Annotated in this window: 24 protein-coding genes and 1 pseudogene; 17 read left to right on the forward strand and 8 right to left on the reverse strand. The window is 44.4% G+C overall.

Features of this window, described 5'->3' with window-relative positions; translation table 11 throughout:
• Positions 1-96 precede the first annotated feature (96 nt).
• Positions 97-1,596, reverse strand: coding sequence for a LuxR C-terminal-related transcriptional regulator (locus tag DYI25_RS19635; RefSeq protein ID WP_213372087.1), 1,500 nt, complete (start codon positions 1,594-1,596; stop codon positions 97-99).
• Positions 1,597-1,803: 207 nt separating this feature from the next.
• On the opposite strand from DYI25_RS19635, the gene DYI25_RS19640 reads away from it, so the two are divergent.
• From DYI25_RS19640 to DYI25_RS19650, 3 genes are read left to right on the forward strand one after another with little or no spacing between them, the layout of a single operon-like run.
• The gene (locus DYI25_RS19640) at positions 1,804-2,376 is read left to right on the forward strand and encodes a DUF6230 family protein (protein WP_213372088.1); all 573 of its coding nucleotides are present in this window, start codon (positions 1,804-1,806) and stop codon (positions 2,374-2,376) included.
• A gap of 15 nt (positions 2,377-2,391) precedes the next feature.
• Positions 2,392-2,784, forward strand: a complete 393-nt coding sequence (locus tag DYI25_RS19645) for a DUF6114 domain-containing protein (protein ID WP_213372090.1) — start codon at positions 2,392-2,394, stop codon at positions 2,782-2,784.
• Positions 2,785-2,796: 12 nt separating this feature from the next.
• On the forward strand, positions 2,797-4,050 hold the full coding sequence (locus tag DYI25_RS19650; protein WP_213372092.1) for a hypothetical protein: 1,254 nt from the start codon (positions 2,797-2,799) through the stop codon (positions 4,048-4,050).
• Between the two features lie 41 nt (positions 4,051-4,091).
• Here the strand turns inward: DYI25_RS19650 and DYI25_RS19655 are convergent, their stop codons facing one another.
• A complete protein-coding gene (locus DYI25_RS19655) occupies positions 4,092-4,364 on the reverse strand; it encodes an acylphosphatase (protein WP_213372094.1) in 273 nt (90 codons plus the stop codon).
• Between the two features lie 1,006 nt (positions 4,365-5,370).
• Positions 5,371-6,603, reverse strand: a complete 1,233-nt coding sequence (locus tag DYI25_RS19660) for an aminopeptidase (protein WP_213372096.1) — start codon at positions 6,601-6,603, stop codon at positions 5,371-5,373.
• A gap of 215 nt (positions 6,604-6,818) precedes the next feature.
• Here DYI25_RS19660 and DYI25_RS19665 point away from each other — a divergent pair, with 215 nt between their 5' ends.
• On the forward strand, positions 6,819-7,214 hold the full coding sequence (locus tag DYI25_RS19665) for a hypothetical protein (protein WP_213372098.1): 396 nt from the start codon (positions 6,819-6,821) through the stop codon (positions 7,212-7,214).
• 231 nt (positions 7,215-7,445) lie between these two features.
• Here DYI25_RS19665 and DYI25_RS19670 read toward each other — a convergent pair whose 3' ends face one another.
• Positions 7,446-8,714, reverse strand: a complete 1,269-nt coding sequence (locus tag DYI25_RS19670) for an MDR family MFS transporter (RefSeq protein WP_213372100.1) — start codon at positions 8,712-8,714, stop codon at positions 7,446-7,448.
• A 148-nt stretch (positions 8,715-8,862) separates the two neighbouring features.
• Positions 8,863-10,959: a DNA topoisomerase III gene (locus tag DYI25_RS19675; RefSeq protein ID WP_213372102.1), complete on the reverse strand. Its 2,097-nt coding sequence runs from the start codon at positions 10,957-10,959 to the stop codon at positions 8,863-8,865.
• Positions 10,960-11,563: 604 nt separating this feature from the next.
• Between DYI25_RS19675 and DYI25_RS19680 the strand changes: the two are divergent.
• Positions 11,564-11,995 (forward strand): annotated as a pseudogene (locus DYI25_RS19680) (NUDIX hydrolase); the annotation flags it as partial.
• A 54-nt stretch (positions 11,996-12,049) separates the two neighbouring features.
• Complete coding sequence (locus tag DYI25_RS19685; RefSeq protein WP_213372525.1) at positions 12,050-12,466, forward strand: GNAT family N-acetyltransferase; 417 nt, start codon at positions 12,050-12,052, stop codon at positions 12,464-12,466.
• Positions 12,467-12,535: 69 nt separating this feature from the next.
• Here the strand turns inward: DYI25_RS19685 and DYI25_RS19690 are convergent, their stop codons facing one another.
• Positions 12,536-12,700 (reverse strand): hypothetical protein, encoded by a 165-nt coding sequence (locus DYI25_RS19690; protein ID WP_170169129.1) that lies wholly within the window; start codon positions 12,698-12,700, stop codon positions 12,536-12,538.
• A 115-nt stretch (positions 12,701-12,815) separates the two neighbouring features.
• Here DYI25_RS19690 and DYI25_RS22525 point away from each other — a divergent pair, with 115 nt between their 5' ends.
• The 4 genes from DYI25_RS22525 to DYI25_RS19715 all read left to right on the forward strand — a co-directional run bounded on the left by DYI25_RS22525 (position 12,816) and on the right by DYI25_RS19715 (position 16,585).
• Entirely contained in the window at positions 12,816-13,427 is a 612-nt protein-coding gene (locus DYI25_RS22525; RefSeq protein WP_249745557.1) for a peroxiredoxin, read from the forward strand.
• A 237-nt stretch (positions 13,428-13,664) separates the two neighbouring features.
• A complete protein-coding gene (locus DYI25_RS19705; RefSeq protein ID WP_213372104.1) occupies positions 13,665-15,017 on the forward strand; it encodes a cytochrome ubiquinol oxidase subunit I in 1,353 nt (450 codons plus the stop codon).
• Positions 15,007-16,035, forward strand: coding sequence for a cytochrome d ubiquinol oxidase subunit II (gene cydB, locus DYI25_RS19710; protein WP_213372106.1), 1,029 nt, complete (start codon positions 15,007-15,009; stop codon positions 16,033-16,035). Before DYI25_RS19705 ends, cydB begins: the two co-directional genes overlap by 11 nt.
• 175 nt (positions 16,036-16,210) lie before the next feature.
• Positions 16,211-16,585, forward strand: a complete 375-nt coding sequence (locus tag DYI25_RS19715) for a DUF1992 domain-containing protein (protein ID WP_213372108.1) — start codon at positions 16,211-16,213, stop codon at positions 16,583-16,585.
• Between the two features lie 73 nt (positions 16,586-16,658).
• Here DYI25_RS19715 and DYI25_RS19720 read toward each other — a convergent pair whose 3' ends face one another.
• Positions 16,659-18,140 carry a methyl-accepting chemotaxis protein gene (locus tag DYI25_RS19720; RefSeq protein ID WP_213372110.1) on the reverse strand — a complete coding sequence of 494 codons (1,482 nt, stop codon included), beginning with the start codon at positions 18,138-18,140 and terminating at the stop codon, positions 16,659-16,661.
• 196 nt (positions 18,141-18,336) lie between these two features.
• Between DYI25_RS19720 and motA the strand changes: the two genes are divergently transcribed.
• From motA to DYI25_RS19755, 7 genes are all read left to right on the forward strand, one after another.
• Entirely contained in the window at positions 18,337-19,131 is a 795-nt protein-coding gene (gene motA / locus DYI25_RS19725; protein WP_213372112.1) for a flagellar motor stator protein MotA, read from the forward strand.
• Positions 19,124-19,891, forward strand: a complete 768-nt coding sequence (motB, locus tag DYI25_RS19730; RefSeq protein WP_213372113.1) for a flagellar motor protein MotB — start codon at positions 19,124-19,126, stop codon at positions 19,889-19,891. Before motA ends, motB begins: the two co-directional genes overlap by 8 nt.
• 115 nt (positions 19,892-20,006) lie before the next feature.
• Complete coding sequence (locus tag DYI25_RS19735) at positions 20,007-21,224, forward strand: MDR family MFS transporter (protein WP_213372115.1); 1,218 nt, start codon at positions 20,007-20,009, stop codon at positions 21,222-21,224.
• 465 nt (positions 21,225-21,689) lie between these two features.
• Positions 21,690-23,033 carry a right-handed parallel beta-helix repeat-containing protein gene (locus tag DYI25_RS19740; RefSeq protein WP_213372117.1) on the forward strand — a complete coding sequence of 448 codons (1,344 nt, stop codon included), beginning with the start codon at positions 21,690-21,692 and terminating at the stop codon, positions 23,031-23,033.
• Positions 23,033-23,497 carry a nitrous oxide reductase accessory protein NosL gene (locus DYI25_RS19745; RefSeq protein ID WP_213372119.1) on the forward strand — a complete coding sequence of 155 codons (465 nt, stop codon included), beginning with the start codon at positions 23,033-23,035 and terminating at the stop codon, positions 23,495-23,497. Before DYI25_RS19740 ends, DYI25_RS19745 begins: the two co-directional genes overlap by 1 nt.
• Positions 23,494-24,312: an ABC transporter permease gene (locus DYI25_RS19750; RefSeq protein ID WP_213372121.1), complete on the forward strand. Its 819-nt coding sequence runs from the start codon at positions 23,494-23,496 to the stop codon at positions 24,310-24,312. Before DYI25_RS19745 ends, DYI25_RS19750 begins: the two co-directional genes overlap by 4 nt.
• Entirely contained in the window at positions 24,305-25,015 is a 711-nt protein-coding gene (locus DYI25_RS19755) for an ABC transporter ATP-binding protein (RefSeq protein WP_213372123.1), read from the forward strand. Before DYI25_RS19750 ends, DYI25_RS19755 begins: the two co-directional genes overlap by 8 nt.
• A 98-nt stretch (positions 25,016-25,113) precedes the next feature.
• Here DYI25_RS19755 and DYI25_RS19760 read toward each other — a convergent pair whose 3' ends face one another.
• Positions 25,114-25,743 carry a nitrous oxide reductase accessory protein NosL gene (locus tag DYI25_RS19760; protein ID WP_213372125.1) on the reverse strand — a complete coding sequence of 210 codons (630 nt, stop codon included), beginning with the start codon at positions 25,741-25,743 and terminating at the stop codon, positions 25,114-25,116.
• Positions 25,744-25,972 lie beyond the last annotated feature (229 nt).

The following is a 25,972-nucleotide window of genomic DNA, read 5'->3' on the forward strand; positions in this document are numbered from 1 at the left end:
ATTTATATCTCTTCTATTCTGCGAGATTGTGAGGCAAAAAGCAATAGGGCCTGCTCCCTTGAGTAGGAGCAGGCTAGGAGCAGGCCGAAATAGCTTTTACTGTATCAACCTCATTTTCAACGCTTTGACGGCGGCATCGGTCCGGTTTTTCGCATCGAGTTTCTGGATGATTGCTGAAATGTAATCACGTACGGTGTAGGAACTGAGGTGGAGTGCGTCAGCTGCTTCATTGATGGAAGCACCTTCTGCAATCAGTTTGAGCACCTCGCGCTCACGGATGGTCAGGACGTTTCGCTGTACGCCGAAAAGCTGGACGGCATCCTCATAATACTGGTTCAACAATTCGCCGCCATATTGTCCGAATTTGATAAGAGCGGTAAGAGTTTGATTGTCGACAGTAAAAGATGTATTTTCTCCGCGGTCAAGCAATGCCAGGCCAATCAGTTTATTTTCAGCAGGCACGTAAATTGGCAGGACGACCAATGATTTCAGGCTGTAATCGCGGACGTATTTTCCAGGCAAAATTTCAGCTGCCTCTTCGATAAAAATAGGTTTAGAATGGCTGAAATGCTTCAAGTATTTCGTCAGCAGGGGAAACTCGGCAATGCCTTCCTTGATGTGCTGCACAGACCCAGTATTGACGTTATGAGCATGAACGCCGACTCCGCTGTGCTCCCCCGGGGAATAGATGAAAAGGGCGCAGCGTGTAAAGGGCAGATAATCGACCAAACCCTGCGTAATCATTTTAACGGCTTCCGAGGCACTTTGAGAATGGATCAGCCGCTGCTGGAACAGGAGGGTGGCATCCTTCCACTCAAGTTCACTTTCCAGGTGGTTCAGCTTCATTTGTTTCAGATACATTTTTCGAAGCGTCTCTTTTTGCTCGTCTGTCACGGTCTCCGCTTTTTCCTTCACGCAGATTAACAGTGTTTCAGTCAGGCAGGGAATCGTGATGATTTGAGGGTGGTCCTGACCTGGTGACAACAATCTGGAAAGCGCTATTGCCAGGTCCGATGCATGCTCGGCTTGAAGTCCCTCACACATGGTGACAAGCTGTTCATTCACCACGAGGCCATCGGCGCAGACGACTTTGTTTACCTTGCATTGGGCTTTTTCGTTGCGGATGACCGCAAGCCAATTACTAGGAACAGCCCGCAGGCTCAACATCATCTTCAGCCATTTGTCATCCTGGTATTCTAGCTGCTGCGTGTGCAGGACCTTGTCGAGAATCCTTGTAAAAAAAATCTGTACTGCTTGATGCTCCAGGAATCCAGCATTCTTTCTTTTTAACACCTTGTGAAATAAGTTTTCAACTGCACTGATCAGAAAGATGGCGTCAAAATCATCGACGAAGTCGGGATGGCGTTTTTGCCACCTAAGTACTAGTAGTTGGATGAAATCATTTGAAGAATCAAAGGTGGTACGGGAAAGGTTATTGAAGCCATAAACAATCATGCTTTCAAATTCAGATACAAGCTCGTTTTGCCAGGCTTTCATATCTTTCTTTAAATGGGACCATTCTTTAAGAAACGGTTTCTCGCATTCTTTTAAAAGAACCAAACCTTTAATGGCCAAATCCTCAATCTTATGTTCCATCAGGTAACCTCACTCTCAAATTCTGGTAAAATATTATTCGTTTAAAAATTCAGATTATTGTGCGTCGCTTCTTTATACCCCGACATTTAACGGGGTTAACATGTTGTTAACGATTTTTTTCGCGGTTGTAGGCTAGATTTTTCGGGGATATGTTATAAGCAATAGTTATTTTTGAATTTTAAAAATATTTAAATGGAGGTGGCTTCCTTGAACGGAGCTGTCGTAATGGAAAGCAAGACGAATAAGAAGGTTTTTTGGGGTGCCCTGGCCGCAGGACTTCTTGCGCTTGGAATCTTGCTGGTGTCATTCGGATTGTCAGGCGTGGCTTACGCTGTACCGATTGCCGGGGTTGGCGATTTTTATGTTGAGTTCGATAAGCTAGAAGGAGAAGGCTATAAATTCTATCCAAAACTTGGGGAAACGAGTAATTCAGACGCTACGCCACAAGGAACAAATATCATTGAAAAACTGACAATCGATAACCTGCAATTATACAAGGATTTTCAAGTAGGCGGGGAATGGATCCGAGTAAAAATCCAGGCATCAAAACCTGTACAGATTTCAGGTCTCCAGCATGATGCCGGGTTGATTGAAGCGAACGCCAAATTCCAAAACCTTGCGCTCGAAGAAAACAACAGCACCGATTGGACAAAGCAATTCCAGCAGACATCAAGTACCATCATCCTTGAGAATGCCAAGTTGAAGACACATTACTTATTCCAGGAAACCATCAATATGGCCGGCATGAAACTGACAGTGGAAAAAATCGATAAGAAATAATCGAGGTGATAAGGAATGGTTTTTAAAAAGTGGAGGCATACGAGGCCTTTTTTTGGAGCGATTTTAACTATCTTGAGCGGCCTGATGATTTTATGGGTGCCATTGAACCTGTATCTCAGCACCTTTCTCCCGGGATCGGTCGCCGTCATCGGCTTGCTGTTTGGCGGGCTGATAACGCTGATAGGACTGATGTCTTTCTTTTTACCAAGTGCCTCAAAAGCATTGGGCATCATTGTGATTTTCCTGTCAATTCTATCCGTTATCGGCGCTCTGGGCGGCTTCCTGTTCGGAACGATATTTGGAATCATCGGCGGGGCATTGCTGACAGCCTGGCGGATGGTGCCGGCCGAGGAATCAGCAGGGAGGCCAAGCTCGGACGTGCCTGCGCAGCCTGCCAAAACGGGGTAAAGGGGAGACGAAATGAAGGTTGTAAAACATCGATTATTTTTAATAGTGATGTGCATTCAGCTTGCTGCATTATCCTTATTCCCTTTTATCGAAGAAGTGAATGCAGCCGCCAATGACAAAGAGGGGTTTATCATCCAGGCTGACAGAGTGGTGGGTGAAAATATGAAAGCAATGGTTGTGGCCGGCGAGACATCCGGATCTAATGCCAAGCCGATGCTGCGGATTACCTACGAATCAGCACAGATTTATGGCATGAGGCTGACAAAACAATTCGCGACACCTGGAGGGACTGTGAGCATCACAATGAAAGCAAGCGGTCCGGTCCATATAAAAGGAATGCAGGTCGATGCCAGTGCCATTTCATTCAAGGGAGCATGCATCTATGCAGCAAAGGTAATTCCGGATGCTGCACTTGAAGGAGTGACAATGGTTGCTCATTCGATGAATGCAGCCAACAGCAGCCTCGACCAGTTAAAGCTGCAGACTGTAAATGGAAACGGCGGGGTCCAGAAGCCAGGCACATTGAAAATTTTACAGGATCTCGGATCGATGCCATTTGAACAGATGAATAAGGAAATCAAGAAAATCACCTCCGAACAACTTCCGCTTACGTGCGAAGGCACTCCTGTGGAAGATGAACTATCTTCGGAAGTGGAGGATAAAGTGTCTAAGCCATTCGACTTGCTTGATGAAGTAACCGATGGAACAATCGGCAAAGTGACCGATCCGTTTGAAGATACGGTAGGCAAAGTGACAGACTCACTTAAAGATACAATTGGCAAAGTGACCGATCCATTAAAAGATACAATAATCAAGGTAACAGACCCGATAGAGGGTACGGTCGGTAAGGTAACAACTCCTGTGGAAGAAACAGTCGGCAAGATGACAGAGCCTGTAAAAGAGGTCGTCAAGGAAACGACGGACACGGCCAAAAAAGTGACAGAGCCTGTGGTCGAGCCGGTGAAAAAGACAGTGGACGAAACGGCCAAAACAGCATGTGAAAAGCTGAAGGCAGCCAATGGAGAGATTACTAAGGAGTTGGCGCTGGAATTGATCGACAAGGCACTGAAAGAGAACAAAATGATTGATGAACTATGCCCGGAAGATGCGATATTGACCGCACAGCTTGAAAACTGGACAGAAGGACTGCTCGATTCTCTCGAACTTTTGTCACTTCTCAGGTTGAAGCCAAGCGAGGAAGAACAGCTGAAGAAGATGAGGGAGGCTATTTTAAAAAAGCCTGATGGATCGATAATAGAGTTTTAACTTTTTACACAGAAAAGGCAGAGGATGGCTCCTCTGCCTTTTTAATATTTTATTGCAAATGACTTATAGGTTTCAGTTTTCTCAGTTTCATTCACTTCAATATGGTCAACAGTGGAGAAAGGATTGCCCCTGCGTACCTCATCAATGAACTTCTCAAGGTCAGCTCTAGAACCTGAAGCAAGAATTTCAACGCCGCCTTCCTGTAGATTCCTTACCCAGCCAGTAATACCAAACTGGATCGCTTTCATTTGAGTATAATACCGATATCCCACACCCTGAACCTCTCCCGTCACAATAATTTGTAATTGGATCAAGACGTCGCCCCCAGATAAACGAATAGGTTAACAATATATCTAATGTTATATGTAATAATTTCTTGGTAACTTTATTATAGCACAGTGATTTGGGGTGCATAAGGGAAAGGAAGTTTATATTTTTATTAAGAAGCTGGTAGTACTGAAACGTTCGAGGAAGTAGGGATTGGACAAGACAGGGGAGGAGAGTTGATATGCTGGCAGGCTTAACCCTGAATTAAGATAGGTTTCAAGTGAACAAAGGGAAGGCTGTCAAAATAAAGCTTGGATTAAGGCAGGTGTGAGAGGAACAAGAGAAAAGCTGTCAAAATAAAGGCGGAATTAAGACAGGTTTCAAGAGAACGATGGAAAAGCTGTCAAAATAAAGCTTGGATTAAGACAGGTTTCAAGTGAACGAAGGAGAAGTTGTCAAAATAAAGCTTGGATTAAGACAGGTTTGAGAGGAACAAGAGAAAAGCTGTCAAAATAAAGCTTGGATTAAGACAGGTTTGAGAGGAACAAGAGAAAAGCTGTCAAAATAAAGCTTGGATTAAGACAGGTTTGAGAGGAACAAGAGAAAAGCTGTCAAAATAAAGCCGGAATTAAGACAGGTTTCAAGTGAACAAAGGAAAAGCTGTCAAAATAAAGCTTGGATTAAGACAGGTTTGAGAGGAACAAGAGAAAAGCTGTCAAAATAAAGCCGGAATTAAGACAGGTTTCAAGTGAACGAAGGAAAAGCTGTCAAAATAAAGCTTGGATTAAGACAGGTTTGAGAGGAACAAGAGAAAAGCTGTCAAAATAAAGCTGGAATTAAGACAGGTTTCAAGTGAACGAAGGAAAAGCTGTCAAAATAAAGCTTGGATTAAGACAGGTTTCAAGTGAACGAAGGGAAAGCTGTCAAAATAAAATCCGAATTAAGACAGGTTATAAGTGAACAAGAGAAAATCTGTCAGAATGAAATTTCCGTCCATATAATAAAAACAGCCGAACACATTGTTCGGCTGTTTTCTTAAACATATATCCAATCTTACAATGCCCAGTCTCCGTTGCGGAACACTGGCTCAGCAGTTCCGTCTTCCGTGATGCCGTCGATGTCCATTTTATCGGAACCGATCATGAAGTCGACGTGGGTGATGCTTTCGTTCAAGCCGTTTTCAGCTAATTCTTCTGAAGACATTGTTTTGCCGCCTTCAACACAGAAAGCATAAGCACTTCCGATTGCGAAGTGGTTTGACGCGTTTTCATCAAACAATGTGTTGAAGAATAATACATTTGATTGAGAAATTGGCGAGTTAAATGGAACTAAAGCAACTTCTCCAAGATAGTGTGAACCTTCATCTGTCGCCACAAGCTGCTTCAGGATTTCTTCGCCTTCTTCAGCTTCGACTCCGACGATTTTTCCATTTTCAAAAGTGAGCTTGAAGTTATCGATGATGTTTCCACCATAGCTAAGTGGCTTTGTGCTTGATACATAGCCATTCACACCAGTTTTCAATGGTACAGAGAAGACTTCTTCAGTCGGCATGTTTGCCATGAATTCATTGCCTTGCTCGTTCACGCTGCCAGCGCCAACCCAGATATGCTTCTCAGGAAGTTCGACTGTCAGGTCTGTGCCTGGTGCTTTGTAGTGCAGCTTCTTGTAACGCTTGCCATTCAGGTAATCAACTTTTTCATGAAGGGAAGAGTCATGTTCTTTCCATGCAGCAACCGGATCTTCAGTATTGACGCGAACTGCTTTGAAGATCGCATCCCAAAGCTTCTGAACAGCCGTTTCGGCAGTCTCATCAGGGAACACCATTTTTGCCCATCCTTCAGAAGGAGCAGCAATGACTGTCCAGCTGACTTTATCAGATTGTATGTATTTGCGGTATTTTGAAAGTGCTGTTCCAGCTGCTTTCTGGAAGTTTCCGATACGCTCAGACTTCACACCTTTTAATAGGTCCGGACTTGAGGACACGATTGACATGAATGCCGCACCGTTTTCAGCAAGATCTTCAACCTCGCGTGCACGCCATTCTGGATATTCGTTGAACGCCTCATCAGGTGCAAGGTCGTATTTCGTCCTGTTAACCACGTCATCATTCCAGTTTACCACGACGTTTTTAGCGCCAGCTTCGTATGCCTTTTTCACAACGAGACGGACAAACTCAGCGGAGTCAATCGTCGTATTGATGACAAGCGTCTGGTCTTTCTGGATGTTAACGCCAACCTTGACAGCAAGGTTCGCATATTTCTCTAAATTCGTTTGGAAATCACTCATCTATTTCGCTCCTTTTCTGAATCTTCTTTTACATTGTAACGATTTTATAGGAAAAAAGAAACTTAAGACATTCGACTTAACTAGACATTGGCGAGGTGTGACTGGGAACTTCTTTTCTGTTTAAAATTGCTAGCCTATAAAACTGGCATCCTAACATCAGCGTAGGGTAAAATAGAGCGGTATATAAAAGGGCTAGTAGGAGGATTTTTTAAAAGATGAAATTTGATGTAGTTTTATTGCGGTTATCCGCTATTTATGCTTTCATTGGGGCATTCCTCGGTTCTCATATGGCTGGTGCCGGAAGTTATGCCATCCGTCCAGTACATGCCCATATACTTGTTGTCGGTTGGCTGAGTCTCTTTGCATTCTCAAGTTACTACCGTTCTTATGTGGTGCCGAAAACTTCAAAACTAGCATTATTCCATGTCTGGACAGCAATCATTGGAAGCTTCGGCCTGACTTTAGGTATGTGGCTTTATAACGTGAAGCCATTCCCGCTGCCAGAAACATTCACAATGGTGTTCTATATCGTCGGTGGATCCACTTTGCTGCTCAGCTTCCTGCTATTTGTGTTCATGACATTCAAATATAGCGATGCAAAGATAAAATAATAGATAAAAATCCATGCAGAGTCTGGTTCTGCATGGATTTTTTGTGCGCTGGGTTGTTTTAGTAGCAAAAAAATAAAGATACGTAAGACTCTTACCATCTTATCAGCGTAAATTCTTTAATATATTGGCGAAAATACAAATATATCGACCACTTTTTTCAATATATTGGCGAAAATTCAAATATATCGACCACATATCGAATTATTTCGACCAACTCTTCAAATTCCCTGGTTAAACACCGGCTGCCTTCTTATTTTCATACATCCGGAACATTGCCCAGAACAGTACCGCGCTTAAAACTGCGAGAATGCTGAGGATTGTGAACGTCCAGCCGTAACCGATCCAGACGGTTAGCGGAATGCTGATTGGTGCGATCGTCCTCCCAATCGTATATCTCAATGAAGCGGCCGCAAAATATTGTCCCCGCATCTGCTCAGGTGCGAGATTGGAAATGAATGTCTGCTGCAGACCGGCTGTCATCAGTTCAGCCAATGTGAACACAGCCATCGCCGCAATAAGTCCCCAGATCCAGTTCGTCGCACCAAACATCAGGATTGCGACTGCATAGATTAACGACGACAAGACAAATACATTTCGCTCGCGGAATCGGGTCACCCATCTCGTTACAACGACAGTGAAGAGGGCAACGAGCAATCCATTTTCGGAAAGGATCAATCCAAAAGCCTGCTCGCCATTGACGGTGAATACTTTGCTGCCGAGTTCGAACACGGTTTGATTATGCACCGTATCCTTTGTGTAAACAGGGAATAACAGATCAAGCTGCATGAATGTTTGCGCCGCCAAAATCCCTGCAATGATGAACATGAGGAAGATTTTATCCTGGACGATAATCTTATAATCGGCAATTTGATCTTTAAGGAAGTCATACCATTTCCCATTCTCTGCACGTGCCTGCTTGGCGGAAGCCGGCACCGTTTCACGTGTCCATTTTGCAAGGACGAGCGCAAGAAGGATAGAGATAATCGCCACTGCGATCATCAATTCAAACCGATATTTTACATAAAAAATCGCTCCGAGAATCGGGCCGACTACGACAGCGATATTGATCTGCGTATAAAAAATTGCGAACACGCTGCTTCGGTCTTTTTCCGGGACAACATCAGCGACCATCGCCTGGCTGGCCGGCCAGTAGATGGAGCCGAACATTCCGACCAGCGTAAAGCAGATGAAACCGAGCATCGGCGAGGTGAACCATGGTGAAACCGCATAGGCAAAAACAAGGAAGGCAATTCCCTGGCCAAAGGCTGAGATAACCATCATCCGCTTGCGACCGAACCTGTCAGCCGTATACCCGCCAAGCAGATTGGCGAATACAGAGAAAACCTGAGAAAAAATCAGCAGAAACCCTGCCTTATCCTTACCAAAGCTCTCAGCAAAATAAATCGTTAAAAACGGAAAAAACATCCAAAATGTTATATTCATCAAAGCCTCGCCAAACAGGCGAATCTTCAAGTTGCGATCCCAATCCCTTATCCTCATCGTGTTTCTCCTTTTATATCTAAATGACAACCAACGAATATCATACTACTTTGAAGGAATTTTTTACAAGTTAAATCATTTTGCATTTTCCATTCTCTTTGCAAATAAAAAAGCGGCGCAATGGCCGCTTTTCGTGTAGCTATAGTTTTTAATCCTTATCCTCCATCGCTGCTTTCAGCAAGTCTCCAAGGCTGGTGCCGAAGTTTTCCTGGGATGGCGAGTATTTTTCCTTCAGCTTGCGTTCCTCGCGCTTGGATACACCTTTTTTCTTTTTGTCCTCGGCCTTTTCGACGACATTGCATGGTCGGCATTGGAAGTAGGCGCCTGCCTTGCCGTTGTGGATTTCCATTCGCTTATGGCACTGAGGACAGCGTCTTTGCGAAAGCTTTGGATCCTTATGCTTGCGGAAGCTGCACTCAGGACTGGAGCAGACGAGGATGCGTCCGTCCTTTGTCTTGCGTTCCTTCATGAACTCACCGCACTCAGGGCATTTTGAGCCTGTCAGATTATGGGCTCGGTAGGTTTTGTCGCTCGTCTTGATTTCAGATACAAGGCGGGCAGTCTGCTCACGAATCCGCTTTTTGAAAGCCTTCGGATCACCTTTGCCTCGCGCAATCTCCTCGAGCTCTTTTTCCCATTTTGCCGTCAATTCAGGGGAAGTCAATTCATCATTCACAAGGTCGATGAGCTGCTTACCCTTTTTAGTTGGGTACAGGCGGCCATTCTGTCTTTCCACGACTTCTGATGAGATGATCCGCTCGATGATCTCCGCCCGTGTTGCCGGAGTACCGAGTCCGAATTTCTCCATTTTAGCGAGAATATCCGACTCAGACAGGCGAAGCGGCGGTTCGGTCATTTTTTTATTCAGGGTGACTTGGCCAACAGAGTAGCTCTTCCCTTTTTCGAGGTGGCCAAGTGATTGTGTAGCGGCATCGTCTTCATCTTTCCCGAGAACCTTTTTAAAGCCAAGTTCAAGAATATTCGTTTCCCGTGCTGACAGTGATTCATCTTCAACATCGAAGTTAGCATGGATTACTTCATACTGATAAGCCGGGTAAAATAAAGCCAGGAATCGGCGGACGATCAAATCGTACAGCTTCCGTTCATCTGGCGACAAATCAGCAAGGTGAAGGCGTTCCTCTGTCGGGATGATCGCATGGTGGTCAGTGACTTTCTCATTATTGAATACCCGCCGAGCCTGTACTTTGCCTTTCTGCGCAAGTGCCGGCTTTGCTTCGTCACGGTAACCGGACATGATGCCCTGCAGGCGGTCCGCCATTGTCGCTTCCATATCGGTCGTCAAATAGCGAGAGTCTGTACGGGGATAGGTGACGAGCTTGTGCTGTTCATACAATCCCTGAAGCACATTGGAGGTTTTTTTGGCGGAAAAACCAAAACGTTTGTTGGCATCTCGCTGCAGTTCGGTCAGGTCATATGGAAGCGGCTGCGGTTCTGACTTTTGCTTGCGGTCGATTGATTTTAGGATAGCCTTTTTGTTGGACAGTTTCTTTTGAATCTGTTCTGCTTTTTCCTTTGAAAAAATTCGTTTTTCGCCTTTATGCTCCCATTCTGCATTCAACGAGCCGACCTTTGCCTGGATTGTCCAGTACTCCTTCGGAACGAACTTGTTGATTTCATCCTCGCGTTCAAGGACCATTGCGAGTGTTGGTGTCTGGACACGACCGGCAGATAAAGGATCTTTGAATTTTGTTGTCAATGCCCTCGAAACATTCAGCCCAATCAGCCAGTCAGCTTCGGAACGGCAGACAGCAGATTCATAAAGGTCTTCAAACTGCTTTCCGGGTTTGAGGTTTTTAAAACCATCCTTGATTGCTCGGTCCGTTTGAGAAGAAATCCAAAGTCTCTTGATTGGTTTCTTCCATTTGATGCGCTCGAGGATCCATCTGGCGACAAGCTCACCCTCACGCCCGGCGTCAGTAGCGATAATGAATTCACCGACATCCTTTCGTTCAGCAAGGTGCTCAATTGCCTTGAACTGATGACTCGTCTGCTTAATGACCTTCAGCCCCATTTTATCCGGGATGATTGGCAGCTCTTCAAGTTTCCACACCTTATATTTCGGGTCATAATTCTCGGGCATTTTCAGTTCAATCAAGTGGCCGAGCGCCCAGGTGACGATGTATTGATTTCCTTCGAAATAGCTTTTATTCGTTTTATTGCACCCAAGTACACGCGCAAGCTCGCGGGCAACACTTGGTTTTTCTGCAAGTACTAATGATTTCATGAATACTCCTTTCAAAACACAACAGTTTTGCTTATGCTTTACTTATAATATCAAATTAAAATCATCTCAACTTCGAAAATTGTCTAGCTCCAGCGCCTAGCCAGTTTTCATCCTTTGAGGTTGCTTCTTCGAGTATCTTGCGAGAAGCGTTAGCTTTGAGCAGCTCGAGTCGCTTGTCCAGCTGCGGCTCCTAACTCCTCGAGACGCTTCGGTCCTGCCAATGAAGTCAAAGAGCGACTTCACAGGCAGGCCCTCCAACGCTTGTCGGAGTTGAGCAGTCGCCTCCGCATTTCGAATTGTCTAGTTGCGCCTCCTAGAAACTCCGAAACTTCAACTCCGCCGGCAGAAGCAAAAAGCGCTTCTTTGTCGGAGTCTCCAGTTTCTGTGTTTCTGGACAGTCGGCTATACTTTTTCGATTTCGGTTCTGCCAATAAAGTCAAAGAGCGACTTCACTGTCAGGCCCTCCGAGGCACACGATGTGCTAGACCCGCCAAGCCACAGGACGTGGCGGTTTTCGGCGGGCAACACTTGTCGGGGCTGACCGAGGCGCTTTCGCTTTTCTTAGTATAATGGAAAAAAGAGATTTTTTGTAATGGGGGAGAGCATGAGCGACTATATTAAAGAAATCCGTGAGCTTATTGGCAGCAGGCCATTCATTCTTGTTGGTTCTGCTGTGCTTGTTTTTAATAAAGAGTATGAAGTACTGCTGCAGCTGCGTTCCGATACCGGCAAGTGGGGGATTCCGGGAGGCGCAATGGAACCCGGCGAAAGCTTTGAGGAAACTGCTCGCAGGGAAATATTTGAGGAAACAGGACTTCGTATAAAAAGGCTGAAATTTTTAGACGTGGTTGCTGGAGAAGAGTACTATTTCAGATATCCAAATGGGGATGAAATTTATAATGCGATTGCCTTGTTTGCATGCGAGGAGTGGGAAGGGAAACTACAGATGCTTGATGGTGAAAGCAAGGATCTTCGCTTTTTCCCAATGGATAAGCTGCCTCCGCTAACGGAAAGGCAAGAGCTGATTTTTAAAAAGGTAAAAGATTGCGGATTCCTGCCCGAATTCAGGCAAATCAATCTTAATGTGATTATGGAGTGTGCTGAAGTTCTTGAACTTCAGAGGAAATCGTACAGGATAGAAGCGGATCTGATCGGCACAGATGAAATCCCGCCGTTAAAAGAAACCTTCGAGCAGCTTCAGGATTGCGGCGAAACCTTTATTGGCTGTTATGTCAATGGAAGGCTGGCAGGGGCTGTCTCGTATAAAAAAGAACGGAACGTACTGGATATTCACCGTATGATGGTTCACCCGGAATTTTTCCGCAGAGGGATTGCCAGGAAGCTGCTTGATCAATTGGACCAGATAGGAGCCCCGGAAATGATCGTTTCGACCGGGTCAGCAAACACACCGGCAGTGAAACTTTATGAAAAAATCGGCTTTGAGCGCCAGGAAGATTCAGTAGTTGGCGATGGGCTGGTAATCGCTAATTTCAAGAAGTGGAATTGATTGTGGAAAAGCCCAGCAGGAATCTCAATCCGGCTGGGCTTTTTGATGTTTACGCCAGGTCATACAAGATTATACTTCGTCTTCCTCTACACGATTTTTGAATGCCTCCTGGACGACGAGGAATTCCTCATCTTCCTGCGCTTCGGTTTCAGGACGCTTTGCTTTCAGCGCACCTGAAGGCAGGTCACCGGGATGGCCTTTTTTCTTATGGTTGAACTCTTTGCCTCTGCCCATTCATGAACCCTCCTTTCTTGTCCAAAGTAGTTTTTCCTGTTGGAACCTGAAATATAAAAAATCAATTGCATATGATTGTATAGATAAAAATTTTAAGAAAGAAAGGGCGGCTGAAATGGACGAAAAATTGTACGCTCAAGATTTGGTTGAGTGCCCGACTGTTTTTTGCGCGAACCGTGATGACCAGGCTCCGCTGTTTACAGCAGATGCGTTGATTAATGGTGACATAAAGAAGATCAACCTTGAGGATTACCGGGGGAAGTGGGTCATTTTATTTTTCTACCCAAGTGATTTCACCTTTGTCTGACCGACAGAACTAGCGGCGGTCGCCGCTGTTTACCCTTATATAAAGGCGCTGGGTGCTGAATTGCTGGCAATCAGCACAGACAGCGTATATTCCCATAAGGTTTTTAAGGAGACATCTCCATCTTTGAAGAATGTTACGTATCCAATGGTAAGCGACAGGACTCAGGTAATCAGCCGTGCTTACCGAATCCTTGATGAAACAACGGGGGCTTGCTTCAGGGCATCGGTGTTCATCGATCCTGAAGGGATTATCAGAGCTAAGCTAGTTTATCCAGGCAATGTCGGCCGCAACCTTCCTGAACATGTAAGGCTGTTGCAGGCATTCGAGTATGCCAAGCAAACAGGAAAAGGAGTGCCGGCAAACTGGGTCCCTGGCCAGCAAGGAGTCAGTACAGATCCATCAAATATAGGGAATATTTAATGCTTACAGGTCCTGTTATACAGGTCCTGTTTTTTATGTCGTACAGTTCCTGTGCTTGTCTGGGCTGGACAAGGCGCTTACGTTTTTCTTATTTGTCTGTGACCAGCATCACAAAAGAATAATAAAAATGTCACAAATTCTCTACATAAATCTTCGATATCACTCACAAAGTTTTTTTAAAATAGAATTAAAATTATGTTAAATATTTCACAAACTAAATTTAGGGAGGAACAAAAGATGGATGAGGTCCTGATATTAAGCCGGATCCAGTTTGCTGTAACTGTGTTTTATCACTTTTTATTTGTGCCATTAACGATTGGTTTAGTCATTCTCGTTGCCATCATGGAGACAAAGTATGCGCGCACCTTGGACCAGACGTATAAGCGAATGGCGGATTATTGGGGAAAACTGTTCGCTATTAACTTTGTGCTTGGCGTGATTACCGGCATTACGATGGAATTCCAATTTGGCACGAATTGGTCCGAATACTCAAAGTATATGGGAGATATTTTCGGATCACCGCTCGCGATAGAAGCGCTTGTCGCCTTTTTCCTAGAATCGACCTTCATGGGCATCTGGCTGTTCGGCAAGGATAAGTTTTCACCGAAGCTGCGGGCGATTTCAATTTGGATGGTAGCGCTAGGCACGAATATTTCTGCTCTCTGGATTATTACTGCCAATGGCTTCATGCAAAACCCAGTCGGATATGTCCTAAAAAATGGACGTGTTGAGTTGAATAGCTTTTCGGAGCTTGTTACCAATCCGTATGCCTGGTATATGTTCGTACATACTGTTGTAAGTGCATATATTGTCGGGGCGTTCTTCATGATGGCAATCAGTGCTTACCACCTGCTGAGGAAGAATGAAACCGCGTTTTATAAAAAGTCATTCAAATACGGACTGGCCATGGCGTTGTTTTCTGCGACACTTACGCCGTTCATCGGCCACCAGTCCGGTGTGTTTGCGGCAAAAATGCAGCCGGCAAAAGGTGCAGCGATGGAGGCCGTCTGGGAAACACAAAAGGACATGCCATTCCATCTGATTCAGATTCCGGACCAGGAAAATGAGCGTAATGCTTTTGAGGCAATCAGCATACCGAAGCTGGGCAGCTTCTTCTATACAAACTCCTTTGATGGGGAAGTCACTGGTTTAAATGATATTCCTAAGGATGAACGGCCGAATGTGGAACTGGTCTTTTTCGCGTTCAGAGTCATGGTCGCACTTGGTGTCTTTTTTATGGCTGTTTCATGGTACGGCTTGTACCTTTACCGGAAAAATAAACTGGAGAACTCACCAAAATACTTGAAGCTAGTCCTTTATTCTGTGCTGCTTCCGTACCTGGCGATCAATGCCGGCTGGATGGTAGCAGAGGCGGGACGTCAGCCATGGGTTGTGTACGGTTTGATGAAAACATCCGAGGGTGTGTCGCCAATCGCGTTGTCCCAGGTGGTATTCTCTTTGGCTGCACTTGTCATTTTCTATACAGTTTTGTTGATAGCAGATGTCTATTTGATCATCAAATATGCTAAAAAAGGTCCAGAATCAGAGCTTAAATATGGCCTTGAAGGAGGCGTGAAGCATGTCTCATGATACACTTGCAATCATTTGGTTCGGTTTGTGGGGATTGATTTGGACGGTTTATTTCATCCTCGATGGATACACTCTTGGGACTGGAATGCTGTTCCCGTTCATTGCGAAAAACCGCCAGGAGAGAAACCAACTGCAGGAGGCGGTGGGCCCATTCTGGGGAGGGAATGAGGTCTGGCTAATCACCGCGGGAGGAGCGACTTTCGCAGCATTCCCAGCTGTATATGCGGACATGTTCAGCTTTTTATATACACCACTTTTCTTGGTGCTGATCGCATTGTTTATCAGGGCTATAGGACTCGAATTCATGCATAAGGATGACAACCCACTATGGCAGGCAGCGTGCAAATGGGGCTTTTTCACCGGGAGCTTTTTGATAGCCTTTTTATTCGGAGTGACCTTCGCCAACCTGTACCGTGGATTGTTGATTGGACCAAATGGCTATGAAGGCAATTTGTTCAGCTTGTTGAATGGATACGGTATCCTGGGAGGATTATTGTTTGTCTCATTGTTCCTTCTGTCAGGATCTCTATGGATACAGTTGAAAACAGCAGGACAAACCGCAGTTCGTGCATACAGGTATTCACGTGTTTTGGCCAGTGTTACTCCAGCCATGCTGTCTCTCTTTTTCCTGGCAACTGTGAACAGGACGCCATTGCTCGACAACTACTCACAGCACCCAGTCCTTTGGATTGTGCCGGTTATCGCACTGATTGCAATGCTGGCAGCAGCCTACTTTATTTTTAAAAAGAAAATCGGTTACGCCTTTACTGCTATCTGTGTGACGATTTTTACCAAGATGGCCTTCGGCTTCATCGGGATGTTCCCGAACATGCTGCCGTCAAGAATAGACAGCGCCTATAGTGTGACTCTTTTCGACGCAGCTGGAAGCAAGCTCAACCTGACCATCATGTTCATCGTTGCAGTGATCTTCGTGCCAATCATCATTGCCTATCAATCCTGGAGTTACACACTCTTCAAGGATAAGATATTAAAGGAAAGTGCAAAAGGATATCAATAAGTGTAAGGCGTCTGGGCTGAACGAGTCGCTTGCGCTTTTTGTTCTGCTTGTTAACTCTCTAAACGTTTAATATGTTAAAATCTTCTTTTGCCAAATTTTAAAATTAGAAAATACTGGATTAAAGTAATATAATAATAGTAGAAATGCTGAAATTAAAAGGACTGGAGTGGTTCAGTTGGATTTTTCAATGGTGGTGTCAGAGGATCGAATTAAGCGTGCTTACAAGGACGGAGAGTTTGAAAATTTACCTGGCTACGGGAAACCGTTGAACCTGGAAGATATGTCAGCCGTGCCAGAAGAACTGAGAATGGCCTACAAAATGCTTGAAAATGCTGGCTTCTCTCCGGAGGAACAGAGGCTCAGGCAGGAAGTGATGTCAATCGAGGACCTGATCCGCACTTGTGAAAATCCCGAAGAAAAAGACAGGCTGAACCAGGAACTAAGCCAGAAGCTTCTAAGGTACAATAAAATCATGTCCAGCCGGGGAGCTAAAACAAATTCATCCCTGTTTAAAAACTATGAACGGAAAATTGAAAAGAAGCTGTTGTAAAGTAAAGGGCCAGGCGGAGAAATCCAGCCTGGCCCTTGTGTTATTTGAAATTATCAATCAATCTCGGAGTCACTTACGCTCCGAGCGTTTTGATCTTCTCTGCAGCAGCAGCTGTTTGGCTTACGTACGCTGCGATTGTCTCGTTGTCGTCATTCAATGTTTCTATTGTTGCATTCATTTCCTCCAGGCCTGCGGTTGCCTGCTCGATAATGGCAGCTAACTCACGTGTTGATGCTTCGACATCGCCTGTCTGGTTTTTAACATCACTGACAGTTAATTCGAATTGGCCGAATTGGTTCGTAAGCTCACGAAGGGTACTGCTGACTTCTGTGAAGAAACCGGAAACTTCTTCGACTGCGGAACGGCTTTCTGCCAGCTTTTCGCTGCTGTCGCTCATTTTCTCCAAAGCCGCTGAATTTGTTTCATTTACAGAAGTAAGATTCTCGGTAATCTGGATGGCTGTTTCTTTAGTCATTTCCGCCAGCTTGCGGATCTCATTGGCAACGACCGAGAAGCCTTTGCCAGCTTCACCTGCGCGTGCAGCTTCAATTGAAGCATTGAGCGCAAGCAGATTCGTCTGCTCGGTAATGTTGCGGATGTTGACGATGAATCCGTTCGTTTCTTCGATTTTCTTCGTGAGCATGGAGAATGTCTGGCTCAGCTCGGAAATCGAAGAAGCAAGATCTTTCATATCGCCCTGGAGCTCGGTGATTTTTACAGAGCCGCTTTCGGAAGCCTTAGCTGCCTGTAAAGTATTGTCAGAGAGAAGGACAGACATATCAGACATTTCATCCATTCTTTGCTTAGTCAACTCTGCATTTTCAGAGATTTGATTGATTTGCTCCGTCTGCACCTGGCTGCCAGCAGAAATTTCATTAACAGCGATTTTCATTTCTGTCTGAGAGGAGAGATGTGTCTGGATTTGCTCGTTGATTTTGCCAAGACTCTCAGTTACAACGAGTAGTTCTCCATGAAGCATAGTGCTGTGTTCCTCTTTGCGTGCTTTATCGTTTTCAGAATCAGCAAGAAAAGCTTCCAGAGATTTATACGTGTTTCGGTTTAAACGAATCAGTACAAATAAAACGACTCCAATTAAAACATAAACGAGGATTGTGGCACTAAAGGTATCATTTAAATAATCTATATGGTTGACTGCCAGTATGGTATTCATCACAGTTGCAGTAAGCCCTAACGTGTAACCTGTCAAAAAGATTTTTAAATCAAAATGTACTGCCGAAAAGACCGACATGAACAGTAGGGCGAGCAAAAAGGAGCCATTTCCTCCGAATTTAATAATGTAAAAGAAATGATGAATGTAAATTGCAGCAAATGCTGCATAAGGGAAAAGCTTTTCCTTCTTAAGCCAAAGCTGAAAAATGAAATAAAATAAAACAAAAAAAGCTAGCTCACTTACATAAACCATTGTCTTGAAAATGGGTTCTTTTTCAATGAGGGTATAAGCTGCGGTCGCAATCAAGGATACCGAATAAGTGCTGAGCATTAATGTATTCTTTTTTCTCGTATCCTGCCTGCGGAGATTTTCAATAGCCTCCATGTAAATCCTCCTTAGATGTTCTTTGTCATCACATATGTTATATCGGCATAAAAAATCAGAATCTTTATTGTTTGTGAAAAATTATTTTTACTGGCCATCACTTAAGATTTTTAAAAATATGTCGAAATAAAAAGAGATATTATGGCAGTTAAGAGCTAGAAAAGAAATAGAAGTAAAGCAGACAGGGGAGTCGTACATGGATAAGTCGTCGATCATTGGTGTCATATTAGCGATCATTGCGGTAGGAGTCGGGATGGTGTTCAAAGGCGTAAGTGTAACCGCCCTCGCCAATCCGGCAGCGATCTTAATTATATTGGTGGGTACAGTAGCTGCGGTGACAATTGCCTTTCCTGCAAAAGAATTGAATAAAGTACCCAAGCTTTTCAAGATTTTATTCAAGGAACAGGAAAGTGCTGATTTACCGTCATTGATCCGTTTATTTTCTGAATGGGCCCAGCTTGCCCGAAAAGAAGGTTTGCTTGCACTTGAAGCGAAGACAAGTGAAATCGATGATGAGTTTCTTAAGAATGGGCTATCGCTTGCGGTAGATGGCCAGAGCGCCGACTACATCAGGGACGTTTTAACAGAAGAAGTTGAAGCGATGGAAGAACGTCACCTTTCCGGAGCGGCCATTTTTACCCAGGCTGGCACTTATGCTCCGACATTGGGAGTTCTTGGTGCAGTAGTTGGATTGATTGCTGCCCTAAGTCATATGGATAATACTGATGAGCTAGGCAGAGCAATCAGTGCGGCATTCGTCGCGACGTTATTGGGTATTTTCACTGGTTATGTATTGTGGCATCCATTCGCCAATAAATTGAAGCGTAAATCAAAGCAAGAAGCACAAGTAAAATACATGATGATAGAAGGAATTCTTTCAATCCTAGAAGGGGAAGCACCGCGAGTGATTGAGCAGAAACTTGCTTCCTATCTGCCGGCCGGCGAACGGAAAATGATCCTTGAGGAAAGCGGCGTGGCGAAGGATGAGTAGGAAAAGGAAGAAAAAGCATCACGAAGAGCATATGGATGAGTCCTGGCTGATTCCGTATGCGGACCTGCTCACCCTCCTGCTGGCGCTGTTCATCGTTTTGTTTGCGATGAGCTCGGTAGATGCTAGCAAGTTCCAGCAACTCTCAAAGGCATTCAATGATGTATTTGCCGGAGGGACAGGGGTGTTCGAGTTCCAGAGCCCGATGCCTGAAGGACAAATGGAATCGCCGGAAGAGCGCAAGGAAGATGTCGAAAAGAATGATCAGGATGATATCGCCAAGGACCAAATGGAGCTTCTGGCAATTCAGAAGAAGGTCAATTCATATATAGAAGAGAAAAAGCTGACAGATAAACTTGATACTAAGCTGACGGATGAGGGACTGCTGCTGACGATCCGTGACAATGTCCTGTTTGAATCGGGCAGGGCGGAGGTGCGCTCATCCGATGTGAATATCGCCAATGAGATTGCGGACTTGCTAGTCATGGAGCCGCCGCGGAATATCATTATCAGCGGTCACACGGATAATGTACCAATCAGGACCGCGAGATATGAATCGAACTGGGAACTGAGCGTAATGCGTGCTGTCGAATTCATGAAGATCATTCTGAAAAATGAACAGCTTGACCCGCGCTGGTTCAGCGCCAAGGGCTTTGGTGAATTCCAGCCAGTGGCTACGAATGATACGATCGAAGGCAAAGCAAGGAACCGCCGGGTAGAAATATTAATTCTTCCACGCACAAGCAACAACCCGGGACAATAAGACGAAGAACCGCTGCCAAGCTGTATGGCGGCGGTTTTTTATTTTATAAAGGGTATTTTCATAAATTTGGATATTTGCTATGATTTAGGAATCTAAATTTACGAGGTAAAGAGAAATGAATAAACTTAAAAGCTATTACCGGCAATTCCATCCAATCGTTTGGGTGCTGCTGAGCGGTACTGTTCTTGCAAGAGGTTCAGCATTTGCGACGCTGCCATTCCTGGCCATTTATCTATCTAGGAATCTTGATTTACACCCTGTACTAATCGGTATTACAATTGGAATCAGTCCATTATCGGGAGTGATTGGCGGCTTCCTGGGCGGCCATTTATCTGATAGGTTCGGCCGCAAACCGGTTATGATCGGTTCATTGTTTTCGATGTCTCTCGTCTATTTTGGCTTCATGATTGCGGAAACTCCGGGATGGTTCATTGTTCTTAATGCGTTGAATGGTTTGAGCGGGTCATTTTTCGAACCGACTGGCCAGGCGCTGATTGCCGACTTGACGGAAAAGAGCAAGCGGATGAGAGCATTTTCTCTAAGGTATACGGCGATCAATATCGGAGCTTCGGTCGGCCCGTTGCTCGGTGCCTATCTTGCAGTGGTGTCAGCTAAATCAGCATTCATGGTAACAGGGGTCATGTATTTCATATATGTACTGATTCTGGCTCTGATGATGAAGAAATACAGTATGGGGAATCCAGCAAGTGATAAGGCCTCTAAAGTAACGATTGCAAGCTCTCTGAAAATCATAGGAAAAGATAAGGCATTGAGATATTTGATTTTAGGAACAATCATCATTAACTTTGGTTATTCCCAAATGGAATCGAACGTCCCGCAGTATCTGGAATCAACGATTGCGAACGGCGTATTCGTTTATTCAGTGATGTTGTCCATTAATGCGGTCATGGTCGTCCTGCTGCAGATGCCGATCAGCCACTTTGCAGAAAAGTTCAAGACGATGCAGGTCATGATGGCCGGAGCCGTCTTCCTGTCGGTGGGCATGCTGGCATTCGGGTTTGTAACGGGATGGTATACGGGCATACTGGCCATTGTCTTCATAACAATAGGGGAAATTCTCATCTTCCCATCAAGCAGCTATCTCGTCGATCAGCTCGCAACAGATGAACTGCGGGGAACTTATTTCGGAGCCGCGCAGTTCAGGAGAATTGGCCATTTTCTCGGTCCGATTGCGGGAGGTTATTTATTGAATGAAGCTGGAGGGACCGTATTATTCTCGTTCATCGCCTTGGTGGTGCTCGGAAGTATCCTGTTCTTCATTCAGGGAAACAAGATTTTTATAAAAACATCGCCCACAGTGGTGAAAAACTAATAAAAAGAGCGAGATTCCAAGGGAATCTTGCTCTTTTTGTGTTAGTCAGGCGGCAAAGTAAAGTAGCATAGCGGAATTATCAAAAATAAAAAAGAAAACCGGTCATTTTCACTCGGCTTCCTGTTCTGGCGTATCTGGTTGGGACATTTTATCGACAGCAAAGCCGATCACAAGCATCATCGCGATCGGAATGGAGAAGTTTAAAATATGAACAATTGTCATGTCCAAGTCCTCCCTTAACCTTAATAAGGTTTACATATTATTTATATTATATTGTATTTGTCACAAAATAGACATAACTTTCTTTTGATTATTCTGAAAACTTTATAAGTTTAACGGGTTTACCCCTATTTTCACTAAAAATCTCTTCATTAACTTCAACGATTCCCAACAATTATTTCAAGGTTTCATCACATTTTTTTGCTAGTTTTAAAAAGGAGAATAGTACCGGGAGGAGACAGCTGTATGTGGAGGCTGACAAGGCCGTTTGCAATTTATTTCTTTTTGCTTCTTTTGCTAGTCCCCATTAATACCTATGCTGAAGAATTCAAGGTGGAGGCTGGCCAATCGATCCAGAGAGCTGTTGACAGTTCCAGAAATGGGGATACCATCCTTATCTCTCCTGGATTATACAAAGAAAGCGTCATGATCAATAAGGAAGTCTCCATAAAAGGAGAAAAGGGAGCAATTATTGATGGCGGTGGAAGAGGGAATGTCATCATCGTCACAGCTTCAAATATAGTTATTGATGGACTCACAATCCAGAATAGCGGATCTGGTCAGGAGGACAGCGGAATTCACATAAAAAAAGCCGATCGAAATGTTATCCAAAACAATATATTGAAAAATGTCCAAAATGGAATTTATTTAGCGAACAGCAATGAAAACAAGCTGCTTGGAAATAGCATTACAAGCAACAAATCTCATTTCTCCAAGCGAGGGAACGGCATTCATATATTCAAGGGAGGCGGCCACTTTCTGAAAGGAAATGAGATTGAGAGTGTCCAGGATGGGATTTACTTTGATTTTACTAGTGGCATCCAGGTGTCAGAGAATCATGTCGGCGAATCACGCTATGGAATGCATTTTATGTTCAGTGATGAAATTCTAGCTGAGAGAAATCATGTTGAAAAAAATGTAACTGGCTTCATGGTGATGGATTCGGCTCACATTGACTTCATCCAAAATAAGGTGACAGACCACTTTCATTTCCGCGGCTACGGAATCTTGATATATGAAACGAAGAATGTTTTGGTTGAGGGCAATGAAATACTGCGGAACAGCACAGGGCTGTCCCTGGAATACGGGGTAAATACGTCAATCAAAAGAAATCAGATTGCCGCTAATCAGGTAGGTCTTGAATTCATGGGCAAAAATGAAAATAACACGTTCTCCGAAAACAATTTCATCGGGAATGTCGTTCAGTCGAAGATTTCAGGGGAAGATATGAGGCTGGATGATGGGGTGAAGGGAAATTACTGGGATGATTACAGCAGTTTTGACCTTTCAGGTGATGGTGTGGGAGAAGAAGCATATAAGGCTGGTTCACTGTACGATCGCCTTTTACGAAAACAGCCGTACTGGCAGTTCTTTTTTGAAAGTCCTTCGATCAAGCTGTGGACAAAGGCGGAAGCTTTATTTCCTTCTTTTGGGGCAGCAGATGTGTATGATGCCCGCCCGCTAGTAGAGCCGGTTACCATGTTTCAGGAAACCGAACAGCACAGCAAGGATCGGTTGATGCCAGGATTAATAGGCATATTGTTTGTTGTATTCTCGATATTCGTCATTGTGAAAGGAAGGAAACTGTGATGGTCAAAAAGCTTGGAGTTCTATTGATGATGTCGGTTGGGGTAGTATCGAGCTGCAGCAACAGTGCGATGGAACCAGAGGAAATCAACCCAGAAATTGATGTTTGCGATGTTTGCAATATGGGCCTTGCCCATGAGCATTATGCTACAGAAATTGTCACCGCCGATGGCGAAATATATAAGTTTGATGATATTGGCTGCATGAATGAATTCCTGGAAATGGAGACATCTCTTCAGGAAGAAAGTACAGCGAAAAAATATGTGCGCGACGTGGATACGGGCGAATGGATTGAACTGGAAAAAGCTTACAATGCTTACCATCCGGAGTTCTGGACACCGATGGCAAATGGTGTGGTCAGTTTCAAGGACAAGGAGAGCGCTGAAAACTATATAAAGGAACAGGGAATGGGTGAAGTGCTGGATTATAAGGCATTAAAGAAACATGATTGGAGCTGGGAGCGATGAGGCACATCGCGAGACAGCAGTTGACACTGATGATGAGAAGCCATTGGCTTGCCAGCTTTGGCTTATTGTTCTCATCCCTTGCCGTGCTGGTGGCGTTCCTTGGCAACACAGGCGGAACAGGGTTTGATGGGTTTAATAGGATGACGGCCAGCTTGCTGAATATCAACTTACTGCTGATTCCATTGCTGTCTTTGTTGATCGGCAGCCTGTTCCTGTCAGGTGAAAAGGAAGACCGAGGGCTAATGCTGCTGCTGACATATCCAATTTCACCATGGGCAGTTATCCTTGGGAAGTATACAGGCTTGTTTATTGCAATCTGGTCTGTCTTAACGTTTGGGTATGGTGCGGCATTGCTCGTCATCTTCTTCGTTGGCGGGGGAGTCTCTGTTTCTTTGCTGGTATTATTTTATGTGTATTCTATCCTGCTGGCGGCCATTTTCCTTTCGCTGGCGATGATGATTGGCATAATGGCCAAAACGCGGTTCCAGGCGCTGGGGATCAGCTTGATTGTCTGGGCCTATCTTGTCCTTTTCTATGAATTTATCATTATGGGGTTTAGCATGTTCATGATGAAGCAATGGCTGCTGCCAATGCTGACTGTGTCCATTTTTTTCAATCCGGTAGAGTTAATACGCGTCCAATCGATCCTGTCGCTGGATGGAGCATCAGTATTTGGGCCACGATTATATGATTTAACCATCTGGGCAGATGGATTGCTAGGCCAAACGCTGTTTATTCTTGCTGTTTTACTTTGGACGGTACTGCCTGTCCTATACTCTGTGTACAGGACTAAACGGGGGGTTGAGGATGAATAGCCAGGAATGGATCAGGATAGAAGGATTGGCAAAACATTATAGTCCGACAAAGAAGATTACTGAGATCAGTTTCTCAATCGCCAAGCCTGAAATCTTTGCACTCTGCGGTGGAAACGGTGCAGGCAAGAGTACATTGATCAAGATGCTTACAGGGATTATGAAGCCGACTGCGGGCATGGTATATATGGACGGTATGGAAGTTGAACCGCAAAGCAAAGGTTACAAAAAACTATTTTCCTATATGCCTGATGAAATGCTCTTTCCTCGCCAGCTGTCGGGGTTGGAAGTTTTGACTTTTTTCGCAAGATTAAGAGGAATAAGTGCTGGAAAAGTGACTGCAGCCCTCCAGCAGGTTGGGTTATTTGATGTACGGAATATGCAGATTAAACAATATTCCAAAGGAATGCAGCAGCGGCTTTCACTTGCACAGGCGCTGTTGCCAGATGTCCCGCTGCGAATTCTCGATGAACCAACTAATGGACTAGATCCACTCTGGGTGTACCGCTTCAAGGAGATTATCCTGGAAGAAAAGCGACAGGGCAGGACGATTTTCTTTACTACACATATCCTTAGCCTGGTCGAGGAATTGGCCGATAGAGCTGCGTTCATGCAGGAGGGGCAATTGCAGCATTGTGATTCAGTGAAATCACTAGTACAAAAAAACGGTGTCTATACGCCACTTGAAAAAGTTTTCTTTCATTAGTCCTAATGCGTAAGCGACCTAAATACGACGTAAAAACTCCCGGTGTTGAATTTCACACCGGGAGTTTATTATCTACGGTTATTACAAAATATCCTCCATCAATGGCCACTTTCCTCTTCGCTTTCTCCGTCCATTTCCTTGTCATCCATATCCATATCCATGCTGTCACCATTCATCTTCATTTTTTTCATATAGCGTTCGTTTGCGATTTGGTCGATTTGCTCCCATGTTGCCATAGCAGGATTCTTGTCGCTGTTTTCTGAAATGAATTTCTCGGCGCTTTCGTTGTCCTTGAAGAAAGCGTAGCCGTATTTCATAGGGGTTTTAAGGTCTGCTTTTACAGGAATTGCGGAATCTGCATCGATCCATTCAGATGTTATATAATCACGCACCCATTTTTCCTCGAATTCAACGTCATCACGTCTTGGGATATTCACTAGACAGCCTGAGTCGTCAAAGAATACATACTCTCCATCTTTCATTTTTGCCTGAGCTGTGAAAACGCCCATTGGGTTAGCTTCCGTATATACCTTCATATTGCAGAAAGCACAAACATCATCAGCACCTGGTTCGTGTGGGCCATCTGCATGGTCATCCTCCTCGTGTTTCACCTCTGTTGCTGCAGTTTCTTGACTGTCTTTTTTCTCGTTTTCGCCAGCTTCATCACCGCAGGCAGAAACAATTGTCATTAAAAAGAATGCCATCATAATAGCAAAAAATTTCTTCATTCAAATCTCCTCCTTTGATCGAATTTAATCCTATCAGGGAGTTGTGATTAAAATGCGAAAAATCAGTGGGATAAGCGTGAGAAGCACACTATTTTTATGACGATTTTGTGAAAAATCTCCAAGCTTTTTGAATATTGTATACCAGTGGTTTTAAGTACTCAATCAAATATTAATAAAGTTGTGTATATTCAGATAAAGGTTTAAAATTTAAGTGTAAGCTATATTTTGG

This window comes from Mesobacillus boroniphilus, from assembly GCF_018424685.1.
Classification (GTDB): domain Bacteria; phylum Bacillota; class Bacilli; order Bacillales; family Cytobacillaceae; genus Mesobacillus; species Mesobacillus boroniphilus_A.

Coding starts and splice junctions, on each gene's coding strand:
- DYI25_RS19635 (WP_213372087.1), bottom strand. CDS start 1,596: ATGGAACATAAGATTGAGGATTTGGCCATTAAAGGTTTGGTTCTTTTA.
- DYI25_RS19645 (WP_213372090.1), top strand. CDS start 2,392: ATGGTTTTTAAAAAGTGGAGGCATACGAGGCCTTTTTTTGGAGCGATT.
- DYI25_RS19650 (WP_213372092.1), top strand. CDS start 2,797: ATGAAGGTTGTAAAACATCGATTATTTTTAATAGTGATGTGCATTCAG.
- DYI25_RS19660 (WP_213372096.1), bottom strand. CDS start 6,603: ATGAGTGATTTCCAAACGAATTTAGAGAAATATGCGAACCTTGCTGTC.
- DYI25_RS19665 (WP_213372098.1), top strand. CDS start 6,819: ATGAAATTTGATGTAGTTTTATTGCGGTTATCCGCTATTTATGCTTTC.
- DYI25_RS19670 (WP_213372100.1), bottom strand. CDS start 8,714: ATGAGGATAAGGGATTGGGATCGCAACTTGAAGATTCGCCTGTTTGGC.
- DYI25_RS19675 (WP_213372102.1), bottom strand. CDS start 10,959: ATGAAATCATTAGTACTTGCAGAAAAACCAAGTGTTGCCCGCGAGCTT.
- DYI25_RS19685 (WP_213372525.1), top strand. CDS start 12,050: ATGGAGTGTGCTGAAGTTCTTGAACTTCAGAGGAAATCGTACAGGATA.
- DYI25_RS19690 (WP_170169129.1), bottom strand. CDS start 12,700: ATGGGCAGAGGCAAAGAGTTCAACCATAAGAAAAAAGGCCATCCCGGT.
- DYI25_RS19705 (WP_213372104.1), top strand. CDS start 13,665: ATGGATGAGGTCCTGATATTAAGCCGGATCCAGTTTGCTGTAACTGTG.
- cydB (WP_213372106.1), top strand. CDS start 15,007: ATGTCTCATGATACACTTGCAATCATTTGGTTCGGTTTGTGGGGATTG.
- DYI25_RS19720 (WP_213372110.1), bottom strand. CDS start 18,140: ATGGAGGCTATTGAAAATCTCCGCAGGCAGGATACGAGAAAAAAGAAT.
- motA (WP_213372112.1), top strand. CDS start 18,337: ATGGATAAGTCGTCGATCATTGGTGTCATATTAGCGATCATTGCGGTA.
- motB (WP_213372113.1), top strand. CDS start 19,124: ATGAGTAGGAAAAGGAAGAAAAAGCATCACGAAGAGCATATGGATGAG.
- DYI25_RS19735 (WP_213372115.1), top strand. CDS start 20,007: ATGAATAAACTTAAAAGCTATTACCGGCAATTCCATCCAATCGTTTGG.
- DYI25_RS19740 (WP_213372117.1), top strand. CDS start 21,690: ATGTGGAGGCTGACAAGGCCGTTTGCAATTTATTTCTTTTTGCTTCTT.
- DYI25_RS19745 (WP_213372119.1), top strand. CDS start 23,033: ATGGTCAAAAAGCTTGGAGTTCTATTGATGATGTCGGTTGGGGTAGTA.
- DYI25_RS19750 (WP_213372121.1), top strand. CDS start 23,494: ATGAGGCACATCGCGAGACAGCAGTTGACACTGATGATGAGAAGCCAT.
- DYI25_RS19755 (WP_213372123.1), top strand. CDS start 24,305: ATGAATAGCCAGGAATGGATCAGGATAGAAGGATTGGCAAAACATTAT.
- DYI25_RS19760 (WP_213372125.1), bottom strand. CDS start 25,743: ATGAAGAAATTTTTTGCTATTATGATGGCATTCTTTTTAATGACAATT.